Source organism: Paraglaciecola sp. T6c (assembly GCF_000014225.1).
Classification (GTDB): domain Bacteria; phylum Pseudomonadota; class Gammaproteobacteria; order Enterobacterales; family Alteromonadaceae; genus Paraglaciecola; species Paraglaciecola atlantica_A.
In genome coordinates, this window is the sequence record NC_008228.1 from 2,812,897 (window position 1) to 2,837,186 (window position 24,290).

The 24,290-nt window shown below is 44.6% G+C and carries 20 protein-coding genes; 14 read left to right on the plus strand and 6 right to left on the minus strand.

The annotated features are described in order from the left end of the window. Positions 1-130: 130 nt before the first annotated feature. Positions 131-1,252: a zinc-binding dehydrogenase gene (locus tag PATL_RS11785; protein WP_011575109.1), complete on the plus strand. Its 1,122-nt coding sequence runs from the start codon at positions 131-133 to the stop codon at positions 1,250-1,252. Positions 1,253-1,459: 207 nt separating this feature from the next. Further along, positions 1,460-2,368 (plus strand): LysR family transcriptional regulator, encoded by a 909-nt coding sequence (locus tag PATL_RS11790; protein ID WP_011575110.1) that lies wholly within the window; start codon positions 1,460-1,462, stop codon positions 2,366-2,368. Positions 2,369-2,426: 58 nt separating this feature from the next. On the opposite strand, the gene PATL_RS11795 is transcribed toward PATL_RS11790, so the two are convergent. After that, the gene (locus PATL_RS11795; protein ID WP_011575111.1) at positions 2,427-3,254 is read right to left on the minus strand and encodes a winged helix-turn-helix domain-containing protein; all 828 of its coding nucleotides are present in this window, start codon (positions 3,252-3,254) and stop codon (positions 2,427-2,429) included. A 624-nt stretch (positions 3,255-3,878) separates the two neighbouring features. Here PATL_RS11795 and PATL_RS11800 point away from each other — a divergent pair. The 4 genes from PATL_RS11800 (at position 3,879) to PATL_RS11815 (ending at position 7,455) form a co-directional block, all read left to right on the plus strand. Continuing rightward, positions 3,879-5,837: a hypothetical protein gene (locus PATL_RS11800; protein WP_011575112.1), complete on the plus strand. Its 1,959-nt coding sequence runs from the start codon at positions 3,879-3,881 to the stop codon at positions 5,835-5,837. Between the two features lie 81 nt (positions 5,838-5,918). After that, a complete protein-coding gene (locus PATL_RS11805; protein ID WP_011575113.1) occupies positions 5,919-6,266 on the plus strand; it encodes a hypothetical protein in 348 nt (115 codons plus the stop codon). 19 nt (positions 6,267-6,285) lie between these two features. Beyond that, complete coding sequence (locus tag PATL_RS11810) at positions 6,286-6,957, plus strand: C39 family peptidase (RefSeq protein WP_011575114.1); 672 nt, start codon at positions 6,286-6,288, stop codon at positions 6,955-6,957. A gap of 15 nt (positions 6,958-6,972) precedes the next feature. Further along, positions 6,973-7,455: a hypothetical protein gene (locus tag PATL_RS11815; protein WP_011575115.1), complete on the plus strand. Its 483-nt coding sequence runs from the start codon at positions 6,973-6,975 to the stop codon at positions 7,453-7,455. A gap of 145 nt (positions 7,456-7,600) precedes the next feature. Here PATL_RS11815 and PATL_RS11820 read toward each other — a convergent pair whose 3' ends face one another. Both PATL_RS11820 and PATL_RS11825 read right to left on the minus strand, forming a co-directional pair. Beyond that, the gene (locus PATL_RS11820) at positions 7,601-8,926 is read right to left on the minus strand and encodes a transporter (RefSeq protein WP_011575116.1); all 1,326 of its coding nucleotides are present in this window, start codon (positions 8,924-8,926) and stop codon (positions 7,601-7,603) included. Positions 8,927-9,221: 295 nt separating this feature from the next. Continuing rightward, the gene (locus tag PATL_RS11825; RefSeq protein ID WP_011575117.1) at positions 9,222-11,519 is read right to left on the minus strand and encodes a TonB-dependent receptor; all 2,298 of its coding nucleotides are present in this window, start codon (positions 11,517-11,519) and stop codon (positions 9,222-9,224) included. 323 nt (positions 11,520-11,842) lie between these two features. Here PATL_RS11825 and PATL_RS11830 point away from each other — a divergent pair, with 323 nt between their 5' ends. From PATL_RS11830 to PATL_RS11855, 6 genes are all read left to right on the plus strand, one after another. Then, entirely contained in the window at positions 11,843-12,718 is an 876-nt protein-coding gene (locus PATL_RS11830; protein WP_011575118.1) for a cyclase family protein, read from the plus strand. A gap of 125 nt (positions 12,719-12,843) precedes the next feature. Further along, positions 12,844-13,755 carry a 3-hydroxyacyl-CoA dehydrogenase family protein gene (locus PATL_RS11835; protein WP_011575119.1) on the plus strand — a complete coding sequence of 304 codons (912 nt, stop codon included), beginning with the start codon at positions 12,844-12,846 and terminating at the stop codon, positions 13,753-13,755. A gap of 3 nt (positions 13,756-13,758) precedes the next feature. Then, positions 13,759-14,691, plus strand: coding sequence for a 3-keto-5-aminohexanoate cleavage protein (locus PATL_RS11840; protein WP_011575120.1), 933 nt, complete (start codon positions 13,759-13,761; stop codon positions 14,689-14,691). A gap of 91 nt (positions 14,692-14,782) precedes the next feature. Continuing rightward, positions 14,783-15,127: a cupin domain-containing protein gene (locus tag PATL_RS11845; RefSeq protein WP_011575121.1), complete on the plus strand. Its 345-nt coding sequence runs from the start codon at positions 14,783-14,785 to the stop codon at positions 15,125-15,127. Then, positions 15,127-15,927, plus strand: a complete 801-nt coding sequence (locus tag PATL_RS11850; RefSeq protein WP_011575122.1) for an SDR family NAD(P)-dependent oxidoreductase — start codon at positions 15,127-15,129, stop codon at positions 15,925-15,927. The genes PATL_RS11845 and PATL_RS11850 overlap by 1 nt, the downstream gene beginning before the upstream one ends. Positions 15,928-16,005: 78 nt before the next feature. Beyond that, complete coding sequence (locus PATL_RS11855) at positions 16,006-17,475, plus strand: sodium:solute symporter family protein (protein ID WP_011575123.1); 1,470 nt, start codon at positions 16,006-16,008, stop codon at positions 17,473-17,475. A gap of 330 nt (positions 17,476-17,805) precedes the next feature. Here PATL_RS11855 and PATL_RS11860 read toward each other — a convergent pair whose 3' ends face one another. Further along, on the minus strand, positions 17,806-18,579 hold the full coding sequence (locus tag PATL_RS11860; protein WP_011575124.1) for an IclR family transcriptional regulator: 774 nt from the start codon (positions 18,577-18,579) through the stop codon (positions 17,806-17,808). Positions 18,580-18,712: 133 nt separating this feature from the next. Continuing rightward, positions 18,713-19,120, minus strand: a complete 408-nt coding sequence (locus tag PATL_RS11865; RefSeq protein WP_011575125.1) for a DoxX family protein — start codon at positions 19,118-19,120, stop codon at positions 18,713-18,715. Between the two features lie 292 nt (positions 19,121-19,412). Here PATL_RS11865 and PATL_RS11870 point away from each other — a divergent pair, with 292 nt between their 5' ends. Both PATL_RS11870 and PATL_RS11875 read left to right on the plus strand, forming a co-directional pair. Continuing rightward, on the plus strand, positions 19,413-21,116 hold the full coding sequence (locus PATL_RS11870) for an RluA family pseudouridine synthase (protein WP_011575126.1): 1,704 nt from the start codon (positions 19,413-19,415) through the stop codon (positions 21,114-21,116). Between the two features lie 108 nt (positions 21,117-21,224). Beyond that, complete coding sequence (locus PATL_RS11875) at positions 21,225-22,664, plus strand: MFS transporter (protein ID WP_011575127.1); 1,440 nt, start codon at positions 21,225-21,227, stop codon at positions 22,662-22,664. A 100-nt stretch (positions 22,665-22,764) separates the two neighbouring features. On the opposite strand, the gene PATL_RS11880 is transcribed toward PATL_RS11875, so the two are convergent. Continuing rightward, the gene (locus tag PATL_RS11880) at positions 22,765-24,045 is read right to left on the minus strand and encodes a DEAD/DEAH box helicase (protein ID WP_011575128.1); all 1,281 of its coding nucleotides are present in this window, start codon (positions 24,043-24,045) and stop codon (positions 22,765-22,767) included. Positions 24,046-24,290: the final 245 nt, after the last annotated feature.

Genomic DNA, 24,290 nt, shown 5'->3' on the forward strand with positions numbered 1-24,290 from the left:
TGTAACATTTCTATTGACTCGTACGTCTTCAATCCCCATGTTAATTTTTTGCACCCAATTGATTTATCATCTCTTCGAGCAACGATTTTGTGCGTCGTTTTCGAAGAAAACCACGACAGGATCAACAAAAATGAATAAAACCAAACAACTATTTACCCACATTTCGTCACAAGGCGAACTCAATATCACGCTAAAAGAGGTCGACGTACCTAAGCCAAAAGCCCATGAGATAGTGGTGCAAATGCACGCAGCGCCCATTAATCCCTCTGATATGTGGCCCATGTTTGGCCCGGCGGATCTATCAAAAGCAACACTAAGTGATGACAAAACGACTTACAGCGCCCCTGTTCACCCAGGTATGTTGCCGCGCATTAAATCACGATTAGACCAGACCTTGCCTATTGGCAATGAAGGAGCAGGTGTGGTTGTGGCTGCTGGCGATAGCGAAAAGGCGCAATCTTTATTAGGCAAGACAGTCGCAGTGCTAACGGGCGCTTGTTATACCCAATATTGCTGCGTTCCTATTCAGGCGTGTATTGTCCATCATGACGATACCACGCCTTTGGCTGCGGCTTCGTCGTTCGTTAACCCATTGACGGCACTTGGCATGGTTGAAACGATGCGCATGGAAGGCCATAAGGCATTAGTGCATACCGCTGCTGCATCAAGCTTAGGCATAATGCTGAATAAAATTTGCCTAAAAGAAGGTGTACAACTGGTAAATATTGTACGCAAACAAGAACAAGTAGATTTACTAACAAAGCTAGGGGCTAAATACGTTGTTAATTCTACTAGTGAGACGTTTAAAAAGGATTTGTACAAAGCAATAGAGGCCACCGGTGCAACGCTTGCATTTGATGCAATTGGCGGCGGTGAACTGGCAAGTGACATTTTAGCCGCGATGGAAGCGGTGGGTAGCAAAGATGCAACGGGCTTCAATACTTATGGCTCGCTTGATAACAAGCAAGTGTACATATACGGTGGCCTTGATTTCTCCCCTACCACACTCAATCGCGCATTTGGCATGACGTGGAGTGTCGGCGGCTGGTTATTGATGCGCTTCCTAGGCAAGTTAGATGCCACTAAGGTAGCCGAATTACATCAACGCGTGGCAGATGAAATTAATACCACATTCGCCATAGAATCAAGTGTAGAGCTTAGCTTTGAAGAAGCCTTAGACCCGCAAACAGTTGTTAAATATTTTGCTAAATCAACTGGCGGTAAGTACATATTGAACCCTAATAAGGGTTAATTATTTGCCTGACGTTTCACTGAGGGGGTAACCCTCAGTGAACTACTTACTGTTTACACTCACGCAGTCCTGCGTAGCATCGCCAAATCCAGCGCTTTTCGTCATCAATATTCTCACCTCGTGTTATGTTTAATGCTTATCGTTATATTGATAATAAAGTCGCGTTATGGAAAACTTTCAAAATCTTATTGAAAGTTAGGGTAGCCTTTGAAAAATCTGCATGATTTGAGAATATTTTGTGAAACCGCACAGCAAGGCAGCCTATCAGCTTGCGCTAGGAAGATGGATTTGTCTCCTGCTGTGGTTAGCGCTTCGTTGAAACGTTTGGAAGCCGACCTGGGTGTTCTATTATTTATTCGGTCTACTCGAAATCTGCGGTTAACCCAGAAAGGCGAACAATTTTTGCGCCATTGCATTGATGCACTCAGTATTTTAGATGAAGCCACCACGCAAATGCACAGCGAAGATACAGAGTTAAGTGGGGTTATTCAGCTTTCAGCCCCTTCAGATTTGGGCCGAAATTTACTACTGCCATGGCTTGATGAGTTCATGACGCTACATCAAAAATTGGAAATACGACTGCAGTTATCAGACAGCCCCGCCGACTTATATAGTCAACCAGTCGATTTAGCCTTGCGTTACGGCAAACCAAAAGACTCCGGCTTTATTGCCATTCCGGTTGCTGCTAACAATGTTCCGGTATTGTGCGCTTCACCCAGTTATATTGAACAATTTGGCTCGCCCAACACGTTGCAAGAACTCACGCAACACAATTGTTTATGTCACGGACATAATGATACTTTGCATTCTCGCTGGGTATTCAATAAAGACAACAAAAACACCAGCATTGATGTAACCGGTAATCGGCAGTGTAAAGATGGCGACATCACCCGTAAATGGGCCATTGCTGGAAAAGGTATTGCTAGGAAGTCTCAATTGGATATCGTTCAAGACCTAATACAAGGGCGATTGATTGAGCTTGATGTAGATGGTTGGCAAGGAGAAACATTTCCTCTTAACCTAATTTGTGCTGAAAGGCGGTTACTCAGCCCAACCGTGAACGCATTTAAGATCGATCTACAGCAAAAGGTCGCTGCGCTGCTTACCCAACTCTAACGCAGCAAACTGTCATTGAACGCCTAGCACCGCTATCTAGGCCTTAGCGTCACATTTGCTATAGAAGTAATTGGTTGGTATTTAACCGGTAGCCTACCCCTTTGACCGTAAGGATCCACCTTGGGTTATCCGGGTCCACTTCGACTTTTTTGCGCAGTAAATGCATGTACTGATATAAATCCGACTTGTTTGCGCGCCGTGTATCTGGCCATAGTTTCTCAATAATTTTTTCGGTGCTGCAAACATGGTCATGCACTTGCGCTAACAAGGTAAACAATTTGAACTCTTTGCTGGTTAGCATTACGTCCTTGCCCTGACAAAATACCGTTCTGCAGTTGTGATTTATGACAAAAGGGCCAACCACATATTGCTCTTCTTCATCAAGTATTGTGCTATTGAGTATCATCGGTTGCAGATTACTTTGTACGGAACCAAATATCGCAGGAATACCGCGTCTATCAATAGCATTTCGCCGTTCACTATTGCGCCTTTCTTCCCTTTGATGGCTCTCATTAGCAATCACCTGACTGAGGTATCTGTCTAGACGGCCGCTTAAATCGGTTTCATCAAAATAGTTCACCCAGGACAAGTGATGATTGAATCCTGCATCACTTTTGCTGTAAATAGCACAAATGGGGATCTCTGACTGAGTATGAATTTGCTGCAATATTTTAAGATGCGAAGCCATTAGTTCTGCCGATACCGCTCGCAAATCAATCAATACCACCTTACATACATGATTGACGCTTTCAATATTGAGTGGATACGTCGGTGAAACAGAGCGAAAAGAAAAATTATTAGCAATGCTGATACCCGTGAGTAAACCGATTAAAAAGCTGTCGTTTGATATCACCAGCACGCCTTGCTGTGCTTGAGTAAGCGTCATGATCTCATCCTTTAGTTGTCTTAACCAGATGGACTCTACTCACAAGACAGCCTAAATTTGAGTAAATAAAACAGAATCCTATTCTGAAATGTCTGATTAATTCACGTAACCCTAAGAAGATAGCAATAACCGAACCACTTAAATTAACATTAAGTAATACTGACACTTAATCTATACACTAATTATATTAATGTCTGTCATTAAGCATTCATGTAAAAAAAACCGACATGAGAGTGTGCAGATGTTTTTAATTATTCAGTGCCAACATTCGCATTCATTTAAAAAATACGTTCATTCATTGTGTATATATTAATTAAAGAAGATTTTGTGAATTTCAAATTCCATTAAATAAACCTACCCCATATCGCCCAGCAAAAAGAGAATTTACTTTACCCAAATTTTAAAAGAACCAAGCTGATACTGGTCCTTAACGCTATTTTTGAGGTTAATTTAATATGTATTTAATGGAATTTTTAGTTTCCATTTAACTACAGTTGATGCGGGAGATTAAGAACAAGATAAATGTTCAATTTCCTTTTTCATAATTTGAATATTAAGGCGTTGCTATTTTCAGTGTGACGATCAGTGAATGGTAACCAATCGTTTTTTAATGGAGCATAAAAGATGAAATCATTTAATAAAAGTTTATTAGCAGCAAGCATGGCTATCATACTCGGTTCAGCAACCAGTGTATGGGCAAACCCTACCAATACCGCAAACGAAGTTGCTGATTCCCAAACAGCCACAGCCAGTGCTGATAGCACCGGAGACTCTTCCGCTGCGGCAAATGAGAACTCTACCGCCAATACCGACAACAGCACTGACTCTTCTGACAACAGCGACGCAAGTTCTGCCTCTGGGTCTGAGGTTGCAGCAAATAATGGCAGCATGGCCGCAACTGATAATAGTGACAATTCAGACAATTCCGATGCGTCTGATAACAGTGATAACTCAGACAATAGTGATAACTCTGATGGCAGTTCTGCTTCAGGGTCTGAAGTTGCCGCAAATAATGGCAGCATGGCCGCAACTGATAATAGCGACAATTCAGACAATTCCGATGCGTCTGATAACAGTGATAACTCAGACAATAGCGATAACTCTGATGGCAGCTCTGCTTCAGGGTCAGAAGTTGCAGCAAATAATGGCAGCATGGCCGCAACTGACAACAGCGATAACAGCGATAACTCTGATATGAGTGACAATTCAGACAACTCTGATAACAGTGATAAATCCGACGGAAGTTACGCATCATCCACTGAATCTGCCGCCAACAATGGAAGTACGGCTATGAGTGATCGTTCTGACAACTCAGACAACTCAAATAACAGCGACAACTCTGACAATTCTGATAGCAGCAATAATTCTGATAACAGTGATAAAAGCGATGGTAGCTACGCTTCAGCCACCGACTCTGCGGCAAATAACGGCAGTATGGCGATGACAGACCGCTCTGATAACTCAGATAATAGCGACAACTCTGATAACTCAGATAATAGCGACAACTCTGACAATTCAGATAGCTCAAGCTCAGACAGCAGTGACAACAGTTATGCTATGGGCACTGAGGCGACTGCAAACAACGGCAGCACCGCCATGAGTGACCGCTCTGATAATTCAGACAGCAGCAATAACTCTGATAACTCTGATAATAGCGATAACAGCAACAATAGCGACAACAGCTATGCATCAGCATCAGACGCAGCAGCCAATGGCGGCAGTACCGCTAGTTCTGACCGATCAGACAACAGCATGGCAAGTGCCAGTGCGATGGGCTCTGCAGCCGCTAATGGCGCAAGTACCGCCTCGGTAGACAACAGTGATAATAGCGACAACAGCATGGCGCGCGCCAACGCGATGGGTGCCGCGTCAGCCAATGGTGGCAGTACAGCCAGCACGGACAATAGCGACAACTCAGATAATTCGGATAATTCAGACAACAGCAACAATTCTGACAACTCTGATAACGCTGACAACAGCTATGCTAGTTCGTCCATGGGAGGCGCGTCGGCTAATGGCGGCAGTACAGCCAATGTTGATAACTCTGACAATTCTGACAACTCAGATAATTCAGACAACAGTGACAATAGCGATAATAGCTACGCTAATGCGGCCGAAGGTGGCGCCTCTGCTAATGGTGGCAGCACAGCCACCGTAGACAACAGTGACAGCAGTGATAATAGTGATAACAGTGACAATAGTTATGCCAGTGCCGCCGAAGGTGGCGCCTCTGCCAATGGTGGTAGCACAGCCTCTGTTGATAATAGTGACAACAGCGATAACAGTGATAACAGCGACAGTAGCTCGGCTTGGTCCGAAGGCTGGGGAACGTCTGCGGCGAATAACGGCGGAGTGGCCACCACGACTTACAGTGTCAATGATTCATACTTAACTGGCACAGTAACAGGCAACTACGTCACGTACAGCTTTGATAATCAGTCAACTATCGCTAGTAACAATAGTATGTCTGATACGTTCAATGGAACCGCTGGTATCAACCAAAACGTGCAGAACCTAGGGCACAATGCCTTAGCTCAGCAGCAAGTATCCTTCCAAGGGAATGTCAATGTGAACCCACAATAACCTCCTTATTGTAGGCTTCATTTCAAGGATAAATAAGTTACTGGCGGCAGCGCCAGTAACTTATTAATAAGGATACTAGCCATGAAGATATTATCGAGAGTTACCTGCGTATCATCTTTGTTACCGTTACTTTTATCGGTGTCTTTTTGTGTAACTGCACAACCAAATATAGATGAAATGCCACCCGTGTTGCTCGAAGATTTAGAGCAAGAACGTGGTATGGGTGGTGTGGTGGATGTGACCAACAATAGCCACTTAGAGGCTGTACTGACCAACAATTACAATTCAAATAGTGTGACCGGAAATAACACAATTGATCGCGGCTCGTTCAATGAAGCGGCCGGCGTTTTTTCTATTATTCAAAATACCGGTAACAACGTCATTATTCAGGACTCTACCATTATCACAGTGACCATTGCCCCTAATTAACGGATGAATAGGTGTACACATGAGACTTTTACTTTGTTTGTTACTGTTATTGACCACTTCCCCCGCTTGGGGCGGCCTAGTCGATTTTAACGGCCAATTTTCGATTAAAGTTTCCAGTATTGCCGAGCTACGCTTTAAAACCATTTACAAACAACAATATGACTTCAGCTGCGGCTCGGCCACGTTAGCAAGCTTATTATCGTTTCATTACGACGACCAAGTGAATGAATTAAGCGTGTTTAAAGACATGTTCGCACATGGCAACAAAGAAAAAATTAAGCATCAAGGGTTTTCTCTACTCGATATGAAACACTATCTGACTCGTCGAGGCTATAACGCAAATGGTTTCAAAATCACTCTCAAACAACTAGCCAGTGCGCAGCTTCCTGCCATCACAATTATTAATAACAACGGTTACATGCACTTCGTGATCATCAAAGGCAGTAATGACTCCGAGGTGCTAGTGGGTGATCCAGCAGTTGGTATTAAGTCGATAAAAATAGATGCTTTTCAACAGATGTGGGGAGACCGAATTGTGTTTGTAATACAAGATCGAAAGGACATAGCCGTTAATCATTACAAGAACGATCAACAAAACGATCATCTCGTTAGGGCAAACTTAGGGTTGGCCATCGACCATGCCAGCCTAGGGCTATTTAACGTATTGCAGCCATCCAGCGTCGACTTTTAAGTGAAGGACTCATTTATGAATATGCCAGCAGCCGTTCGCACCTTAACCACTCGCATTAACGCTATTAGCGTACTTTTAATGGCAACCTCCACCTACAGTACTCACGCCCTTTCTGCTAACAAATTGACTGAGCATACTCAGTGGGAGCCCGTTGCAGAAAGTGCGTTGGCAGAGTTGCGCGCAGGCTTTGTGCTCGGTAATGGCGTGGTGGTGGATTTAAATTTTCAAAAAAGCATATTCAGAAACGGCGAATTAGTCAGTCATTCCTATTTTCAAACCCCGCAAGATTTTGCTTTACTAAGCAAAGACCAATTTTCTTTGCAGTCCATTTTGCCTACCAATTCATTAAATACCGTTTTACAGAACACATTAGATAACCAAACGTTATCCGCAATAACCAATATCGATATCACAATAAAGAACTTAGAGCATGCAAAACAAGCCTTTTCCCAAGACCAATTATATAACACGTATTTTAACGCCATAGCGCACCAGTAGCACCTAAGTCATAGGTGGATTCAAAGGATGTAGCTTAGTGATGTATTAATAAGCCATATATCAATCGACAGTTTGCCAGAACACGATGCGGCCAAAAACTTATTATATTTAGCTGGTTATTGCGTGAGTACTTGAACGTTAATCACTAAAACGTCACCGGCAGTCTGAAGTTCAAACGCGTATCTTGTGCATCATCTGTCACACCGATCGCCAATGACAGACTGACGTTTGTTGAGGGCGAATATCGAAACGAGTAGCCTATAATTAACTGGCCAATATCGAGTTGGCTCCCGTCTATTTTTATATCGTTGATCTTTGATTTCAACACATGCTTATGAGAATAACTCAGACTCATGGATGCCCGTTCATTCAATGATACCCCAAGACCGAAGCTGATCCCCGCGCTGTCACCTGGGTCAACATTACCCACCTCCTCGTCTGTGTCCATGTTGTATCCATAACTTAAATTTCCAAAAAATACGCCGGGATCAGTCGCATAAATAGCAGTAACGCTAGGTTGAATACTCACATACCCCGAGCCTGTTGGCAGCTCTGTGGGAAATACCGCGCCGGGGGTCGATTGCATAAATTCAACTTCAAATGGGCTGGTACCAGTAGGAATAGTCGCCACAAGGTTTGCGACAAAAATGGGGCCTCCATCTTTTGGGTTATTGAGTTGATAACGGGTCGACACCTCAATATCCCCTAGCCCATGGCCGTCAGCGTTAAAGATCTCATCTTCACTTACCCCGACACTGACAGGGCGTGACCGCTGGCTATCACTTCGTGCGAGATAAGGCACTTTCAAATCGACTTCCCAGCGCTCGGTGATCCCATAACGGGCTGAAATACTGCCAATAAAGCTGTGTCGTTTAATTTCGCGCAGATCAATAAGCCCCACAACTAATGCTGGTATGAAAGAAAAAGCATCTAAGAAAACCCGATTGTTATCGGTATATGAATAGCCAAAAGAAGGCTCTAAGACGAATGTGCCTTTACCGGATAACACACCGCTAAAGGTATCTCCTAATTCAGGAATGGCGCTGGCGCCAATCACATTTGACGACTTAGGCGGAGCTTGACCAACGGGCTTGTTTTGCGCCACGTTAGAGGTTGTTGATTGCGTTGGTTTAGCCTGCTTAGGTTTCGATGTTGATGTATTAGTACCAGCTACATTGTGTGATGTACCTTTGTTCGGGTTTTTATTTGAGTTTTCATCCGACCCCGTTGCCTGATTATTCGCCATAAGGGCATTCACCATGCGCGTCAGTGCTTCTATTTTCTCACCTTGCTTGGTTAATAAAACCCGCTGCCGTTCAAGCTCAGTTTTGTATTGATTGACAGATGTATCATCACCCTCAATATTCTGTGCAGCATAAGTCATTGACGATGAACTTAGCCAAAAAGCCAGCGCAAATTTTGATAATTTGAAAGAAAAGAGGGGGGTTATCTGATTTACGACGTTTTCCATAACTAATCCTTTATTCGTTTACGAAAACATTTAAACCTTTACAACGTATAAATTAATTTATCCTGCATTAAAAATAGTGAATGAGTGAATAAAACTCAAATTTTAATCTATAAAATTGCATTCTAGTTATTAAATAAAAAGACTTAACCCCTAAATTGATAAGTATAAAAAACACCCAATACCAGTCATTAATATTGGGTGTTATGAGTTTTAATGCAGGTAAATAAAATAGCGCTTTATTAGTCCCTTAAAAATCGGCTTTAAATACCTTTTGGAATTTAACATTCAGTAGCGATTAAAAGAAATGGTAGCTCATTTGCAGTTTAATCGTACGCTGCGTATTCAATGTTTCCGAGGTAATACCTTGATCGCCCGTAGGCGCACCTAAAATAGCACCTATGGGTGCCGCCGGCGGTCCGCTAAAATCACTCGCCCGTTCATTTGTGAGATTCTGCGCTACCAACATCACTTCCCAAGTATCGTCGTTAGAATATAAACCTAGGGTAAAATCTAGCGTGGTTAAACTATCAGACGCGTAAGTTTCATTTATTTGACTGAACATGCTATCTCGGTAGCGCACAGAGCCGCTCGAACGCAGATGCATATCCCAAGACTCGAGTTCATTGGTGTACAAGTAACCAATATTACCTGTCCACTTTGGCGCTTGCGCTAAATCGCTGCCATCCTCTTTGTGCGTTGAATCAGCAAAGGCGAGTGCTCCATTTATTTGGATATCTTGGGTAACTTGCCATTTACTGTCAATCTCAAACCCTTTCGATTTCACATCTGTGTTTTGAGTAATAAAACTGGCACTGGCGCCTGTGACTAAAAATGAGGTTTCTTGAAAATCATCAATGTCTGTATAAAATAAAGCAATGTTAAGGTTCATGCTGTTGTTTAGTAACACCATCTTCGACCCTACTTCATACGTATGTGTTTCTTCTGTTGCCACTCGCGCCCCGCCATCTTCAACATTTAACGACGGATTGGCACTGCTCACTTCAGCAGATTCTGCGAATCCCCCTGTCTTGCTCCCTACCCCATAAGAGCTGTAAACAACGGTATTATCAGACCATTCGTATTTCACGCTGACATTACCGTTTAAAAAACTATCATCAAATGTTAAGTCAGACTCAAACGGAGGATTTACCACCGTATTCCAAAGCGTAGCTAGCTCGCCTTGAACGCGATCAAACTGCACATCTTTACTTTCATCCGTGTAACGTAAACCTCCAGATACCGTTAACTTTTCAGAGAGATAGACATCTGATTGAATAAACGCAGACAGCGTGTCTGTTTGCTGTTTGAAATCATTGCCGAAAGACCCATTGAACAACTGCCCTGCGTTATCCGGCGGAAAGTTAGGAGTGTTATAAAATTGCTCCTCTAAAGAATCCCAATCGCTCTCAAAGTAAAAGAGACCCATCATGTAATCGAAGTCGTCTCTCCCCTCAGACGCTAACCGAAATTCCTGTGAAAACTGATCATAGGTTTCTGCTCGTTTAAAGTACGTGCTGTAATAGTCAACTTCACCTGTAGTGACATAAGTCAACTCGTCAAAGGCATTGCCAAAATCAAAGTCGTCATAAAATAGAATGTCGTATTTAGCGTAAGAGGTAATTGAGGTTAGCGTAAAATCATCCAGACTTTTTTCAACGGTTAAATTATAGGAATCAACGGTGGTATCGTGATAACTCTCTTCATTGGGGCACTGTGTACACACCGCGCTTTTGGTGTCATCGAGTTGCGCTTCACCGATGACGGCCAACACGTCGTCGCTGAAATAATCGCCGTTATCCACAAACTGATAACCGTTGCCGATGCGCTCACTGTCTGAATGTTGATAAACCCCGGTCACAATGATTGAATCTGTGGGCTCATACAACGCTGTAATGCGCAGACCTGTGTCGTTATCTTCAGGCACGTCTCGCCCAGTGGCCAGATTTTCAACCCAACCGTTTTGATCCACATAATGGCCAGCAACGCGCACACTAAAATTATCAGCCAATGGAATATCCAGCCCACCATCGACCGTCCAACCATCATTTACGAATTCCCGAGCCACCTTTATATTCCCTTCAAACACATCACTGGGCTTTTTAGAAATAACACTTATGGCGCCCAAACTGGTATTTTTACCCAGTAGCGTACTTTGCGTACCTTTAATGACCTCAATGCGCTCTACATCAAAAAACGCCGCTGAGTACATACGCCCTTTTCCAACGAACATACCGTCTTGAAATAAGGCAACCGATTGATCAAAAGACTGTGTGCGAGCAGGCGTGCCTAACCCGCGCAAAGTCAGCGCTAAGCCGTCATCAGGCGCGCGAGAAAACACCATGCCCGGCACTAAATCCGCCATCTCGAACAAGTCATCGATGCCATATTCATCAAGCAGGGCGCCAGAAACAGCGGTTACCGTGGCAGGTACTTCTTGTAACGTTTGTACCCGCTTCTGAGACGTGATTTCAATCACTTCTAGTGCAGGCCCACCTTGCGTTTCAACGTCTGGTGTTTGGCCAATCGCAATCGGCGAGATAGCGCCTGCAAAAACCGTCAATAAACTCGCTGTTATTTGATTAATTCTTATCATTTCTATGTGCCCGTCCTGTTACTTTTATATTTGTGACTCGCTCTAAGTAGTGCAATTCAACCACCATGCGATATGAGTGTACCGATCAATTTTTAAACTACAGACAGCTTCACACCGTGTCAAATAAATGTATATTTTTTGTTAAAAACAATAACTGGCGCACTAGAACACCATCCAAAACCTTTATCAAACAACTGATAAATAAGATAAATTCTTTAAATTAACAGTCTGGAACACTAATTTAACTATTCGTTGACATATAAAAAATTCGTTGTTAATCTCAATTTTCGATACAGATGTACCACATAGTGAATAGGTGAGATATGAAAATTAATGACATAAAACGAGTACACAGAATTCCAAAAGTTGACATGGATAAAATGATCGATGAAGAAAATAAAAGTAACGACACCGGGATGCAGTTTTACGACCTAAGCCATGAATGGGGTTTGGGACAGCCTTGTTGGCCTTACTTTGAAGATGTCAAAATCGAGCGTCTTCATGGTCATTCTCGTTCAGGGGTTCTGACGCAAAAAATCACCACAGTAATGCATTCAGGTACCCACATTGACGCCCCAGCTCACGTGGTTGAAGGCACCCCATTTATGGATCAAATGCCACTGCCAAGATTCTTCGGTGCAGGTGTTGTGGTGTCTATTCCCAAGAAAAAGTGGGAAGTCATTACAGCTGAAGATCTTGAAAACGTTCGTCCTAAAATACGCGAAGGCGATATCGTTATTATCAATACAGGTTGGCACCATACCTATGCTGATTCTGCTGAGTATTATCATTATGGCCCAGGACTGTACCGTGAAGCGGGCGAGTGGTTAGCAAAGAAGAAAGTCAAAATGGTCGGTATTGATGTGCAAGCACTTGATCATCCGCTGGGTACGGCTATCGGTCCACATGGCACAGGACCTCTTATTCCTCATCTTGAAGACGAGTACCGTGAATTCACCGGCGGTCGTGGCATTAAAGAAGATTTTCCTGATTGGGAGCCGTGCCATAGAGCCCTGTTGAACAGTGGTATTTGCGGCATTGAGAATGTGGGTGGCGAACTAGACAAAGTCACTGGCAAGCGCTGCACTATTGCTGCATTCCCATGGCGCTGGAAAGGCGGCGACGGTTGTATGGTGCGCCTCGTGGCGATGGTTGACCCTAAAGGTGAGTACCGTATCGAGCAAGGAGACACAGAGTAAACAGGTCGAAACCGCGGGTTTATCTGTCATGCATATAAATCCGCGATGTCTCCCGATTTTGTTTTCCGATGCTATTTCCAGATGCAATACCTTTCTGATTCAGTACATCCAGCAGGAATAAGACTATGTTCTCCTCATCTCACATTACGGTTATTGGCGCAGGGCTTATGGGCTGTGGCATCGCGCAAGTATTTGCCAACAAAGCAATACAAGTCACCTTGTACGATCCGATTGAAGGTGCTCGCCAAACCGCAAAACAAAAAATTGCGGCCAATTTGACCGCCCTATCCCAATCCTTGAGTACGCTCGATTTCATTCACATCAGCGACGACTTAGAGACCGCCGTCGCCGATGCCGATTTTGTGATTGAAGCGGCGCCCGAAAAACTACCGTTAAAGCGACAGATATTTACAGATATTCTGCGTCATGCACGACCAGACACCATTCTGGCCAGCAACACATCCGTGATCCCCATCAAGGAGATCTTTGAAGGCTTGGACTGTAATGAGCGGATCGTAGGTTGCCATTGGTGGAACCCACCTTATTTAGTGCCGCTTGTAGAAGTAGTACAAAGCGAACAGTCGTCTCTGGCCACGGTTGAAAGCATGATGTCGCTGTTAGCCTTCGCGGGGAAAAAACCAGTACATATCCATAAAGACGTTCCAGGTTTTGTAGGTAATCGCATGCAGCATGCCTTATGGCGAGAAGCAATAGCGCTAATTAATGACGGGGTATGCACGGCCGAAGGTATAGACACAGTCGTGAAAAATAGCTTTGGTCTGCGAATGCCCGTGCTTGGCCCAATTGAAAATGCCGATTTGGTAGGCCTGGACTTAACCTTGGACATTCATAATGTCATTTTGGCCAGCATCAACCGCGATACCGTCCCTTCTGACATCCTTAAAAGCAAGGTTGAAAAAGGTGAATTAGGAATAAAAACCGGCCAAGGCTTTAAACGTTGGACTGACGAAAGCGCCCAAACCCTGCGAGAAAATCTGAGCAAATATTTAGTCAATACCGTGAATTCTAAAGGATAAACCATGAAAAAGAACAAAAAGGTCATTATTACCTGCGCAGTAACTGGCGCAATGCACACCCCAACCATGTCGGATGCCCTGCCATTTACCCCAGAAGACATCGCCCAACAATCTGTTGATGCCGCACAAGCCGGTGCATCCATTATTCATTTACACGCACGTAACCCGGAAACGGGGGAACCCACGGGCGACCCAAAAGTATATGAGCAGTTTTTACCAGTGATTAATGAACGCACCGACGCAGTCATCAACCTGACTACAGGCGGTAGCCCTACCATGACGGTTGAAGAACGTTTGTGGGCGGCAATGGAAGTTAAACCTGAAATGTGTTCGCTGAATATGGGCAGCTTAAACTTCGCCATGTTTCCCCTCGCAGACCGTTATAAGTCTTGGAAGTACAGCTGGGAAGAACCCTATGTTCGTAACAGCGATGACTTTATTTTTCGTAATACCTTTCGTGATATCGAGAAAATCATGAACATCATGGGCGACCACGGAACCAAATTTGAACATGAATGTTATGACGTGGGACACCTTTATAATCTGGCCTATTTTGCCGATCGCGGCTTAATCAAACCGCCATTCTTCATTCAAACTATATTCGGCATTATGGGCGGTATTGGCGCAGATGAAGATAACCTAATGTTCATGCGCAAAACGGCTGACAAATTGTTCGGTGACGATTACCACTGGTCCGTTTTAGCGGCAGGTAAAAATCAGATGCCTTTCTCTACCCAAGCCGCTTTAATGGGCGGCAATGTGCGCGTCGGCCTAGAAGACAGCTTGTTTATTGGACGCGGGGAACTCGCTACCAGTAACGCCCAGCAGGTCACCAAAATCAAGCGCATCCTGAGTGAATTTTCGTTAGAAATAGCCACGCCAGCAGAAGCGCGTCAAATATTGAACCTCAAAGGCAAGGACAACGTCAGCTTTTAATGCTGTCTGGCCATATTCAGGCGCGTGAGTGAGTCTCCCCCGCCTCATTTTATAAGAACGTTAGTCATATCAATGACAGCAGGTGCAACAAATGAATGTAACCAAATTAGAAGACGCCATGCCTTATCAGGCCCCGGGGCATTTCGATGTTTGCGGCCTTCGCTTACAAGGCTGGGATGCAAGTGACACAGAAAATTTTTGGGTAGGACTTTCACACTTTTTGCCCGGCGGCGGTGCACAAGGAGATGTATCCCCACTAGAGAAAGTTTACGTCGTGCTTGAGGGCTCAGTCAGTATTACTCACGACAATAAAGAGGTCATTTTGGGGCCTTTAGACAGTTGTCGTATTCCGCCTAATGCCAAGCGGACACTTATCAATAAAACCAATAATACGGTCAGCATGTTAGTGATCATGCCTTATCCGGAGAATAAATAATGAATAACTATCTTACGAATCCAGCCAGCCTGTTTGATTTAAAAGGAAAGGTCGCGCTTGTTACGGGTGCAACTGGTGCATTTGGTCAAGTTGCCGCTCGCGTGATCGGCAATTCTGGGTGCAACCTGTTACTAACAGGTGGCAACAAAGAGGCGTTGGAATCACTGGCAGAATCCCTAAGGCAAGAAGGAATACATGTTGCCACACGTAACACTCGTCCAAGCACCGAACAAGAATGCGATGCCATGGTCGAACAAGCGGTTTCTACCTATGGCAAGCTCGATATTCTAGTGGTGGGCTCTGGTGTAAATGACGTAGATCCCATTCAAGATTTAAGCACCGAGCGTTGGCAAAAAGTGATGGACGCCAACGTGCGGGATTCTTGGCTGTTATGCAAAGCCGCGGGTAAACAGTTCATGAGCCAGGGCGGCGGCGGCAAAGTCGTATTGGTTTCATCTGCGCGAGGTAAGCTTGGACATCCTGCGGGTTATTCAGCGTACTGCCCATCTAAGTCGGCGGTTGACGGCTTAACCAGAGCATTGGGCTGCGAATGGGGCAAACACAACATTACCGTGAATGCTATCGCCCCCACCGTATTTCGCTCGAACCTAACAGCCTGGATGTTTGAAGACAACGAGCCAGGCAAAAGTACCCGAGAAAATATTCTCGCTCGCATTCCTATGGGCCGCTTGGGTGAGCCAGAAGACCTTGCCGGTCCCCTGCTCTTTCTTGCATCAGACGCATCGAGCTTTCATACCGGACACGTAATTTACGCAGACGGCGGTTACTCAGCAGGTTAGCATGGTGATCAAATTGCCATGTTGGGCGACCTTACCGGACGCCCACACCCAGACTGTTAATAATAAGAAGAGCTATTTATGAAAACCAGCATGTTGTTCATTGTTTTACTTTATGAAATTGTCACTATCTGCGGCGTCGCCCTTTGGTTGAAACGCGGAAAAAGTCAATCCACGCATAATGACAGTGAGTTTGCACTAGGTGGTCGCAGCCTACCTGTGGGAGTGGTTGCGGCCACCATGGCACTGACCGTGCTGGGTACAGCACATATATTAGGCGTGTTTGAAATGGTTTGGGGAGTGGGTGCAGCTGCTATTTGGTTTAGTATCGCTCATGTAATTTTACTGGTTGTGGTGTGTTACAGCACTGGGTTGTGGGTGCGCCGTCTTAGAGTGACAACAGTGCCAGAACTGCTAGAGCACCTTTTCGGCAAAGGGATCAGAGTGCTCGTTTCCTGCGTTATGGCCGGGATCATTTTTGGTATTCTAACCATAGAGACTCAAGGGCTTGGCATCATCATTAATGCGATGACAGGCTGGGGTATCACCAATGGGGCCATAGCGGGTGGGGTTATCGGCATATTCTACGTTGTGCTAGCGGGTATGAAAGAAGTCGGTTGGATCAACCTCATCAATGCGGTTGTTATGTATGTCGGGCTTATTTTAGCCACAATTTTTATGGCCTTGCGTCTACCTGGCGGTAATTTTGATTCAGTGGCTGAGCATTTTGTATCACAAGACATGGATTACATGATATCCGTTTTTGGCAACTCACAAATTTTGATGACCTTTACCCTGGGCATGGTGGTTGCGGTACTGTTTAGCCAATCAGTGAATCAAATGCTATTACAAACGGCCATGTCCGCCAAAGATGAGAAAACGATTAAAAAAGCACTGTGGATAGCAGCGCCCGTTAATGGTTTATTTGGTGTTTTTGCAGTGGTGCTGGGCCTTACCGCGATGACTATTCCTGAATTTGCCGAACTCGGGCCGAAAAAGGCCGCCACCCAAATGTTAGTAGAATACCTTCCTCCTTGGTTAGGAGCATTACTGTTAGCGTCATTTCTAGCAGCCATTTTATCGACTTTCGCTATGACAGCACTCAGCCCAGCCACTATTTTTAGTAATGATATTTATAAGGGGCTATTTAAACCTGACGCGACCGAAGCGCAAATGACCAAGGTGACCCAGATTGCGATTGTGGTATTGGCCAGTATTGCTATCGCGGTGGCATCATTTTTACCGCCTATATTAGCCGCAATGACCTGGTTATTTGCCTGGTTAATACCCGTATTCTTCATCATCATCTACGGCTTGTTCTGGCAGCGCAGCGCACTGGCGGCACTCATTACATTGGTCACCGTGTGGGCGGGCAATTTTTTATGGTCTTTTTCAGATATTGCTTTGAACCTTGGATTACTCAAGAGCAATGCAGTTATGGCGTTGACCGCCTCTATCGCAGTGGGATGTGTGGCAAATCTTCTGATTAAAGGTGAAAAAGCTTACTTCAAAAGCCAAACTTACCTTGACCTAAAAACAACAAGTAATTAACATAAAATTTACAGGTGACTTATGTTTTGGAGCATATTTTCTACAACCCTTGTGATCATCGCACTCATTTTGGTGTTAGGTACTTTGGTCGCAAAATTTCTCAGTGAGTCTAATTAAATAGACATGACGATAAGAGGTGATTTATGGACACAGTAACAACATTCTGGATGGCTGGCGTGGTCTTTATGATGTTCGCATATGGCGCTATCGCGTTAAGTGGCTACGTTAAATACAAAAAATAACGCCACCCTATTTCTGGATGGGACACACTTCGTAAAAAGGGCGCCATATTGCTATGGCGCCCTTTTTGATTGTAAATGCTTTAACCGATTACATGGCGCCTTTACCTAACGCTAACTCAATGGTGGTTTTGTATTCACGCAGCTGTTTAGCAAGTTGCTTTTTATTACGATTAAAACGCACAGTGGGAACCGGAATGGAAATCGCAATATTGCGCCCATAAGGGTCTTCAATCGCCACGCCAATTGCGCACACCCCTTCACAGTGTTCCTCCTTATCAAACGCTACACCATTCTTACGAATACTGGCGATTTCAGTGAGCAACTGTTCGGTGCTAGTGATGGTTGAATGGGTCAAGGCTTTAATAGGGTGAGCGTCAACAAAAGCCATAACTTCTTCGTCACTCATGGTAGCAAGCATCGCCTTGCCATTGGCGCAGCTGTAGATCGAAAAGGCATGCCCTACCGCAGAGACCGCGCGTAATTGGTGGGTATCAGTGGTGACCTGATCAATAAAGATCATGTTTTCAGCGTCTTGCACAGATAAATCCACTGTCTCCCCTACTTCATCTGACAAGTTCTTCATGTGAGGTATGAGTACTCTGTCAATATCTGCCTTCGCCGCAGAGCCCAAAGACACGAGCCCCGGCCCTAAGCGCACGCGAGAGGTAGGACTTGCTGCAATTAAAAAACCTTCAGAAGCCAGTGAGTTAACGATACGCTGCACGGTTGAACGCGCAAGTTTGACGTTCTTGGCGATAGCACTAAGACTCAACCCTTCAGGGTGCCCCTCAAGCGTTCGCAAGATGTTAGCAGCACGAGAGATTACTTGTATCCCTTGGCGCGAGCTAGGTTCATTTTCCATATGGTCACCTCGTATTAGTAATATGAAAACACATACCTAAAATGTATCACGATACAATACATTTCAACCAGTTTTTATTGGTACTACATGCACGTTATCAACCTAAGTCAAAGTAGACCGCACCACTACCTAGCTATTTCTGACGGTTATCCACGCTCATTTGACCAGTACCCCGTGCGGCCAATATCAGCAATCCCGCCATAATGGCCATATTTTTTACAAAGTTCTGCGTTTCATGAGCAATATTGCCGCCTTCGGGTAAGTTCCAAAAATTATGCATAAATAGACTAATAATCAGCGTTAAGCCGGCTAATAAAAATGCCGCAAATCGGCCTTTAAAACCGATAATAATCGCCAGCCCAGCGGTTAATTGTATGACAATGGTAAGCAGTAAAAGCGGCGTCACAAGCGGAACGTTATGATGCTCCATGTACTGACTCATGGCGTCAAAACTTACTATTTTTTGAAGGCCTGGCGCTATAAAATATAAGCCAAGTAGTAACCTACCCACTAGCAGACACGCGGTTTCAAACATATTCATACGATTTCCTTATTGTTATTATTAAAGGCCACTGAGGCGCTGTTGCAAACACACTGACAATACAGCATGCGAAGGCGGATAAACTAGGAAGGGCTGCTCTTTACTGAGCATTTTTTATCGAGCCATAAGCTATGCAAAAAAAGCAGATGCTTGCGATTCTAGCAGCTCAATATTAAAAGCACTTAACCTCGTATAAATGCTTCATTGGCCCTAAAGTAAAAGCGATGGGTATGATAAACTTGCCGCTCTTTCACCCCAATGCTAAATCGATCTACACGACACACTATCGCCAATGACATCTAATCAACCCTCTTGCTTTACGACGTTTTCTGCTGATGTTTCCGCAGATATTTTGTCCTCTACGTTACCTGAAAAATTTACGTTTCCATTTTACTACCAGCCTCACGCGTTGTGTCAGCTTGCAGCAAAAGAGCTGCAACAGCATATACTGACGCAAACGGATTGGTATCATAATTTCGGTTTAACTGACGACCCTGCATTGATTATTGGCAAAATGTTCGGAGTATTGTTGGTCAAAAACAGTGTCGGCAAGCTGGGCTATTTAAGTGCTTTTTCCGGCAAGTTAGCTGAGCAAAATCACTTACCCAAGTTTGTACCTCCTGTGTTTGATATGCTGGCAAGCGATAGTTTTTTTCATGATGAGCAGCACATGATCAAGCAGATAACAGCCGAGCTTGATGTTATTTTGCAAGACTCTGCATACCAGCTTGCCAAAGACAACTTTGCCCATACCCAAGCGAATTGCCTTGCTGAAATTGAACAAAAGCGTTTACGTGTCGTTGCTAATCGCGCTAAACGAAAAGCGCTACGAGATAATACCACTGCTGAGCCAGAAAACGCTGAGCTTGAGTCGCTGTTTAAGTCCTTAGCAGCCCAAAGCATTGAAGAAAAGCTTGAATTTACCCAACACAAAAAAGATCTATTGAGCACGATAGCCTCGGCTAAAGACTCCCTCGATAAATTTGAACGACAAATACAATCCCTAAAGAAACGACGTAAAACACTTTCAGCACAGCTACAGCAGCGTCTTTTCGAGCAGTACCAATTTTTAAATGCGCTTGGGGATAACAAATCGTTGGCCGCAATATTCAGTGACACCGTTATGCGCACACCTCCTGCTGGTGCGGGTGAATGTGCCGCCCCCAAACTGCTGCATTATGCTTATAGCCATAATTTAACGCCTGTTGCCATGGCGGAGTTTTGGTGGGGGGCTTCGCCTAAATCACAAGTGCGCAAACACAAGCAGTTTTACCCTGCATGTATTGGAAAATGCCAACCCATTTTGAATCACATGCTTGAGGGGTTAACAGTAGAAGAAAATCAGCTATTGAAAAACGCAGCTGACGGCGAGCAAATAGAGATCATTTACCAAGACGATGAAATGCTTATCATCAATAAACCGGCCCAGTTGTTATCTGTACCGGGTAAGCATATCAGTGATTCTGTTTATACCCGCATCAAAGCAATGCTGCCCCATGCCACAGGATCATTAATAGTGCATCGCTTGGATATGTCCACTTCAGGTTTGATGGTCATTGCGTTAAGCACTGCTGCCCACAAGGTGCTGCAAAAACAGTTTATCAGCCGGCAAGTCAGCAAACGCTATATGGCCCTTATTGATGGCATTGTAACTGATGAAAACGGCGTTATTACTTTGCCGCTAGCAGGTGATTTTTATGACAGGCCCAGACAATGCGTATGTGAAAAAACCGGCAAACCAGCCCACACCACGTGGCAAGTGATTGAACGGCGCCACAAAACACAGCAAACTAAGGTATATCTGCACCCCAGAACAGGACGAACACACCAATTACGTGTTCATTGCGCCCACGAGCGCGGGTTAAACATGCCGATTGTGGGGGACGATTTGTACGGTACTCAAGCCCGTCGTTTACATTTACATGCGCAATATTTGGGCTTGTTTCACCCGGTATCCAATCAATGGCTTGAGTTTAGCTGCAACCCTGATTTTTAAATTACCTCAGGTCGGTATTTGCTAAAAGTCGATTATTTATAGCTTGAGCAGTGAAAGTCATCACTGCAATGAGTATTATACCCATTCTTCTCGCTACTATCGGTGTATATGGCTTCTCTATTTCCTTCTTTATCAAAACTGCCACTGACTACGGTAGCGCTTATTGTAGTCTGTGCAGGCTCATTTATTGGTCCTTTGGGCATGGCGTCTGTCAATATTGCGATCCCGGATCTTGCCGCTGAGCTTCAAGCCAACGCCAAAATGGTCAGTTGGCTGCCCACTATCTTTTTACTCGCGAATGTCGCGTTGATGCTGCCTTTTGGCAAGCTGGCGGATAATTACGGGCGCAAGCGCATTTATAGCTATGGTCTGGTGCTTAATGTTATTTCGTCCACCATGTGCGCTTTGGCATTTAATATTGAATGGTTATTGTTTTGGCGATTCATGCAAGGCGCCGCCGCGGCGATGATATTCGGTACCGGTGTGGCTATTTTGACCTCGGTTACCCCAGCAGAAAGACGCGGATTCGCGCTAGGGATAGCGGCAGCCTGCGTATACATAGGATTAACTGTCGCCCCAGCGGTTGGCGGCTGGCTCACAGAGTTATGGGGTTGGCGTTCAGTATTTTTATTTCAAGTGCCTTTAGTCGTTATGTTGCTGGTACTCATCAAAATGCGTATGCATGGGGAATGGAAAAACGAACGTAAAGCGAAATTTGATTGGCGAGGCTCGGGGATTTTCATTATTGCTGCCACATGTCTCGTTTTTGGGTTAAGCCAATTACCTTCCGTTCTGGGCTTTTTATTGCTGGGTATAGCATTGATTTTTATGGTCTGGTTCGTGGTTCATCAGTCAAAACGGGATCAACCTCTGATACGGGTACAGATGTTTAAGGAAAGCCGAGTATTCTCTATGTCTTTGGCCACGTCACTACTGATGTATGCCAGTAACTATCCCCTAACCTTCTTGCTCAGCTTGTATCTGCAATATGTGAAAGGGTTTAGCCCGTCTGAATCTGGGCAAATTATCTTATTGCAGGCAATGGCCATGGCATTTTTAGCGCCACTGTCGGGTAAACTATCAGATAAGGTTCAGCCCAGATTACTCGCGACCACAGGTTGCGCTATTGTGGCGTGTGGCTTCTTTATTTTAAGTCGAATGGATATTGATACCCAAGCTTGGTATATCGGCAGCTCATTGCTGCTTGTTGGTATTGGTTTTGGTTTGTTCTCTACCCCTAATAACAACGCCATTATGGGCGCTGTGCACAGTACCGAGTTGGGCGTGGCGTCGGCATCATTAAATTTAGCTAGGACCATAGGTAACCTTGTTGGCATGAGCATGGTGAATTTGTTGGTGCACCATTACATTGGCGATGCGCAAATCGTGCCTCAGCAGTACCCAGCACTATTACAGACGGTGCTTGTCGCGTTAAATATATCGTTCGGGTGTGTGGTTATCGCTTGCATCATATCCGGCTTTCGTGGGCGAGAAGCAAAACCTGACACCCCTATCACAGTAAACGACAAAGATGAACCGGCCCCCTAGTTGAGTTATGCCAACACAAAAAAAGAGTTGCTCTAGGAGCAACTCTTTTTTTAAATATTGCCCTTAACCAAGGCCACGCTTTGTTCTACATTTATGACGCTTATTTACTCGTTCGTTTTGCCTTAGGTTTTGCTTTTGGCTTTGTCTTAGTAGCGCTTTTATCCATACGAATGACGGTCTGCGATGCCTTGTTAGTACGGCTGTTTTTACTGTGTTTACGCACCGTTTTAAGTAAAGATTCGCGGCTACTAAATGCAAAGTCAGGGCGTGAAATACGTTTGATTTTGCCGTTAATTAAACGCTCTATCCTCTCTACTGTGCGCTCTTCTTCACGGCTCACAAATGAAATAGCATTACCCTGCTGCCCAGCGCGACCTGTACGCCCAATACGGTGCACGTAATCTTCTGGTAAGTAAGGTAAGTTGTAATTCACTACATAATCAAGGCCTTGAATATCTAGGCCGCGGGCCGCCACTTCCGTTGCAATAAGGACCTGTAATTTGGCTGATTTAAAATCTGCGATTGCACGGCGGCGCGCGCCCTGGCTTTTATCAGCATGGCAAACTGCAGCATCAATTTTACTGGTTTTAAGAGCGGCCATCAGTTTATCCGCTTGCTCTTTAGTACTGGTAAAGACCAATACCTGATACCAGTTTTGCTCAGCTAATAACGTCTTGAACAAACGAATTTTGTCTTCTTCAGACACAGGATACATCACATGCTGCACGGTATCCGCGGCACTGTTTAATTGCGTGGCGCGAATCTCTTGGTGATTTTTAAGCAGCTTATGGGCAAGCTCGTTCACGGTAGGGGAAATGGTCGCTGAAAATAACAATGTTTGGTGAGCAGAGGTGATTTGCGCCAGCATTTGGCGTACATCGGCGATAAAGCCCATGTCCAACATACGATCGGCTTCATCGAGGACCACAAATTCAACGTTAGCCAATTCGACATTTTTCAACGTCATGTGCTCCAATAATCGCCCAGGAGTCGAAATAACAATGTCCACACCAGCGCTTAATTTACTGGCTTGGCCGCCTAATTTTACGCCGCCATAAAGAGCCGTGACTGAGATGTCAGTGAATTTCGCGTAGTTCGCAATATTGGTTGCTAGTTGTTCGGCAAGCTCTCGGGTCGGCGTTAAAATAAGCGCTCTGGGTGTACCCGGTGTCGTCTTTTTAGGCTTGTTTAACATTTGCTGTAAAATAGGCACAGCAAACGCAGCTGTTTTACCCGTACCTGTTTGCGCACTGGCTAACACGTCACGACCGCGGCGAGCAACCACGATGGCTTGCTGCTGGATTGGGGTCATTTTTTTATAGCCGCAAGCATCAATGGCTTGTTGCAATTCTGGCGCTAAATCTAATGATGAAAAGTTCATGCTAATTTCTCTTTCTGGCAGACAAAAACATAGACGCAACTTGTTTACATGCTATCTGTGTAAATAGTTGCCATGACGTTATTTATCATATCGTAACGTCTGAATGTTGAATTTGCGTGATGGGTTAAAAAACGATGGCGAAATATACAGGAAATTCTATTTCGATTCACAACTATATCAACCAATACAGCACTTAATGAACCTAATCGGGCTATAACTGAAAATTACACGTTAAAAATGAAACA

Coding starts and splice junctions, on each gene's coding strand:
- PATL_RS11835 (WP_011575119.1), top strand. CDS start 12,844: ATGTTCTCCTCATCTCACATTACGGTTATTGGCGCAGGGCTTATGGGC.
- PATL_RS11840 (WP_011575120.1), top strand. CDS start 13,759: ATGAAAAAGAACAAAAAGGTCATTATTACCTGCGCAGTAACTGGCGCA.
- PATL_RS11785 (WP_011575109.1), top strand. CDS start 131: ATGAATAAAACCAAACAACTATTTACCCACATTTCGTCACAAGGCGAA.
- PATL_RS11850 (WP_011575122.1), top strand. CDS start 15,127: ATGAATAACTATCTTACGAATCCAGCCAGCCTGTTTGATTTAAAAGGA.
- PATL_RS11860 (WP_011575124.1), bottom strand. CDS start 18,579: ATGGAAAATGAACCTAGCTCGCGCCAAGGGATACAAGTAATCTCTCGT.
- PATL_RS11830 (WP_011575118.1), top strand. CDS start 11,843: ATGAAAATTAATGACATAAAACGAGTACACAGAATTCCAAAAGTTGAC.
- PATL_RS11870 (WP_011575126.1), top strand. CDS start 19,413: ATGACATCTAATCAACCCTCTTGCTTTACGACGTTTTCTGCTGATGTT.
- PATL_RS11810 (WP_011575114.1), top strand. CDS start 6,286: ATGAGACTTTTACTTTGTTTGTTACTGTTATTGACCACTTCCCCCGCT.
- PATL_RS11865 (WP_011575125.1), bottom strand. CDS start 19,120: ATGAATATGTTTGAAACCGCGTGTCTGCTAGTGGGTAGGTTACTACTT.
- PATL_RS11805 (WP_011575113.1), top strand. CDS start 5,919: ATGAAGATATTATCGAGAGTTACCTGCGTATCATCTTTGTTACCGTTA.
- PATL_RS11820 (WP_011575116.1), bottom strand. CDS start 8,926: ATGGAAAACGTCGTAAATCAGATAACCCCCCTCTTTTCTTTCAAATTA.
- PATL_RS11815 (WP_011575115.1), top strand. CDS start 6,973: ATGAATATGCCAGCAGCCGTTCGCACCTTAACCACTCGCATTAACGCT.
- PATL_RS11795 (WP_011575111.1), bottom strand. CDS start 3,254: ATGACGCTTACTCAAGCACAGCAAGGCGTGCTGGTGATATCAAACGAC.
- PATL_RS11845 (WP_011575121.1), top strand. CDS start 14,783: ATGAATGTAACCAAATTAGAAGACGCCATGCCTTATCAGGCCCCGGGG.
- PATL_RS11800 (WP_011575112.1), top strand. CDS start 3,879: ATGAAATCATTTAATAAAAGTTTATTAGCAGCAAGCATGGCTATCATA.
- PATL_RS11855 (WP_011575123.1), top strand. CDS start 16,006: ATGAAAACCAGCATGTTGTTCATTGTTTTACTTTATGAAATTGTCACT.
- PATL_RS11880 (WP_011575128.1), bottom strand. CDS start 24,045: ATGAACTTTTCATCATTAGATTTAGCGCCAGAATTGCAACAAGCCATT.
- PATL_RS11875 (WP_011575127.1), top strand. CDS start 21,225: ATGGCTTCTCTATTTCCTTCTTTATCAAAACTGCCACTGACTACGGTA.
- PATL_RS11825 (WP_011575117.1), bottom strand. CDS start 11,519: ATGATAAGAATTAATCAAATAACAGCGAGTTTATTGACGGTTTTTGCA.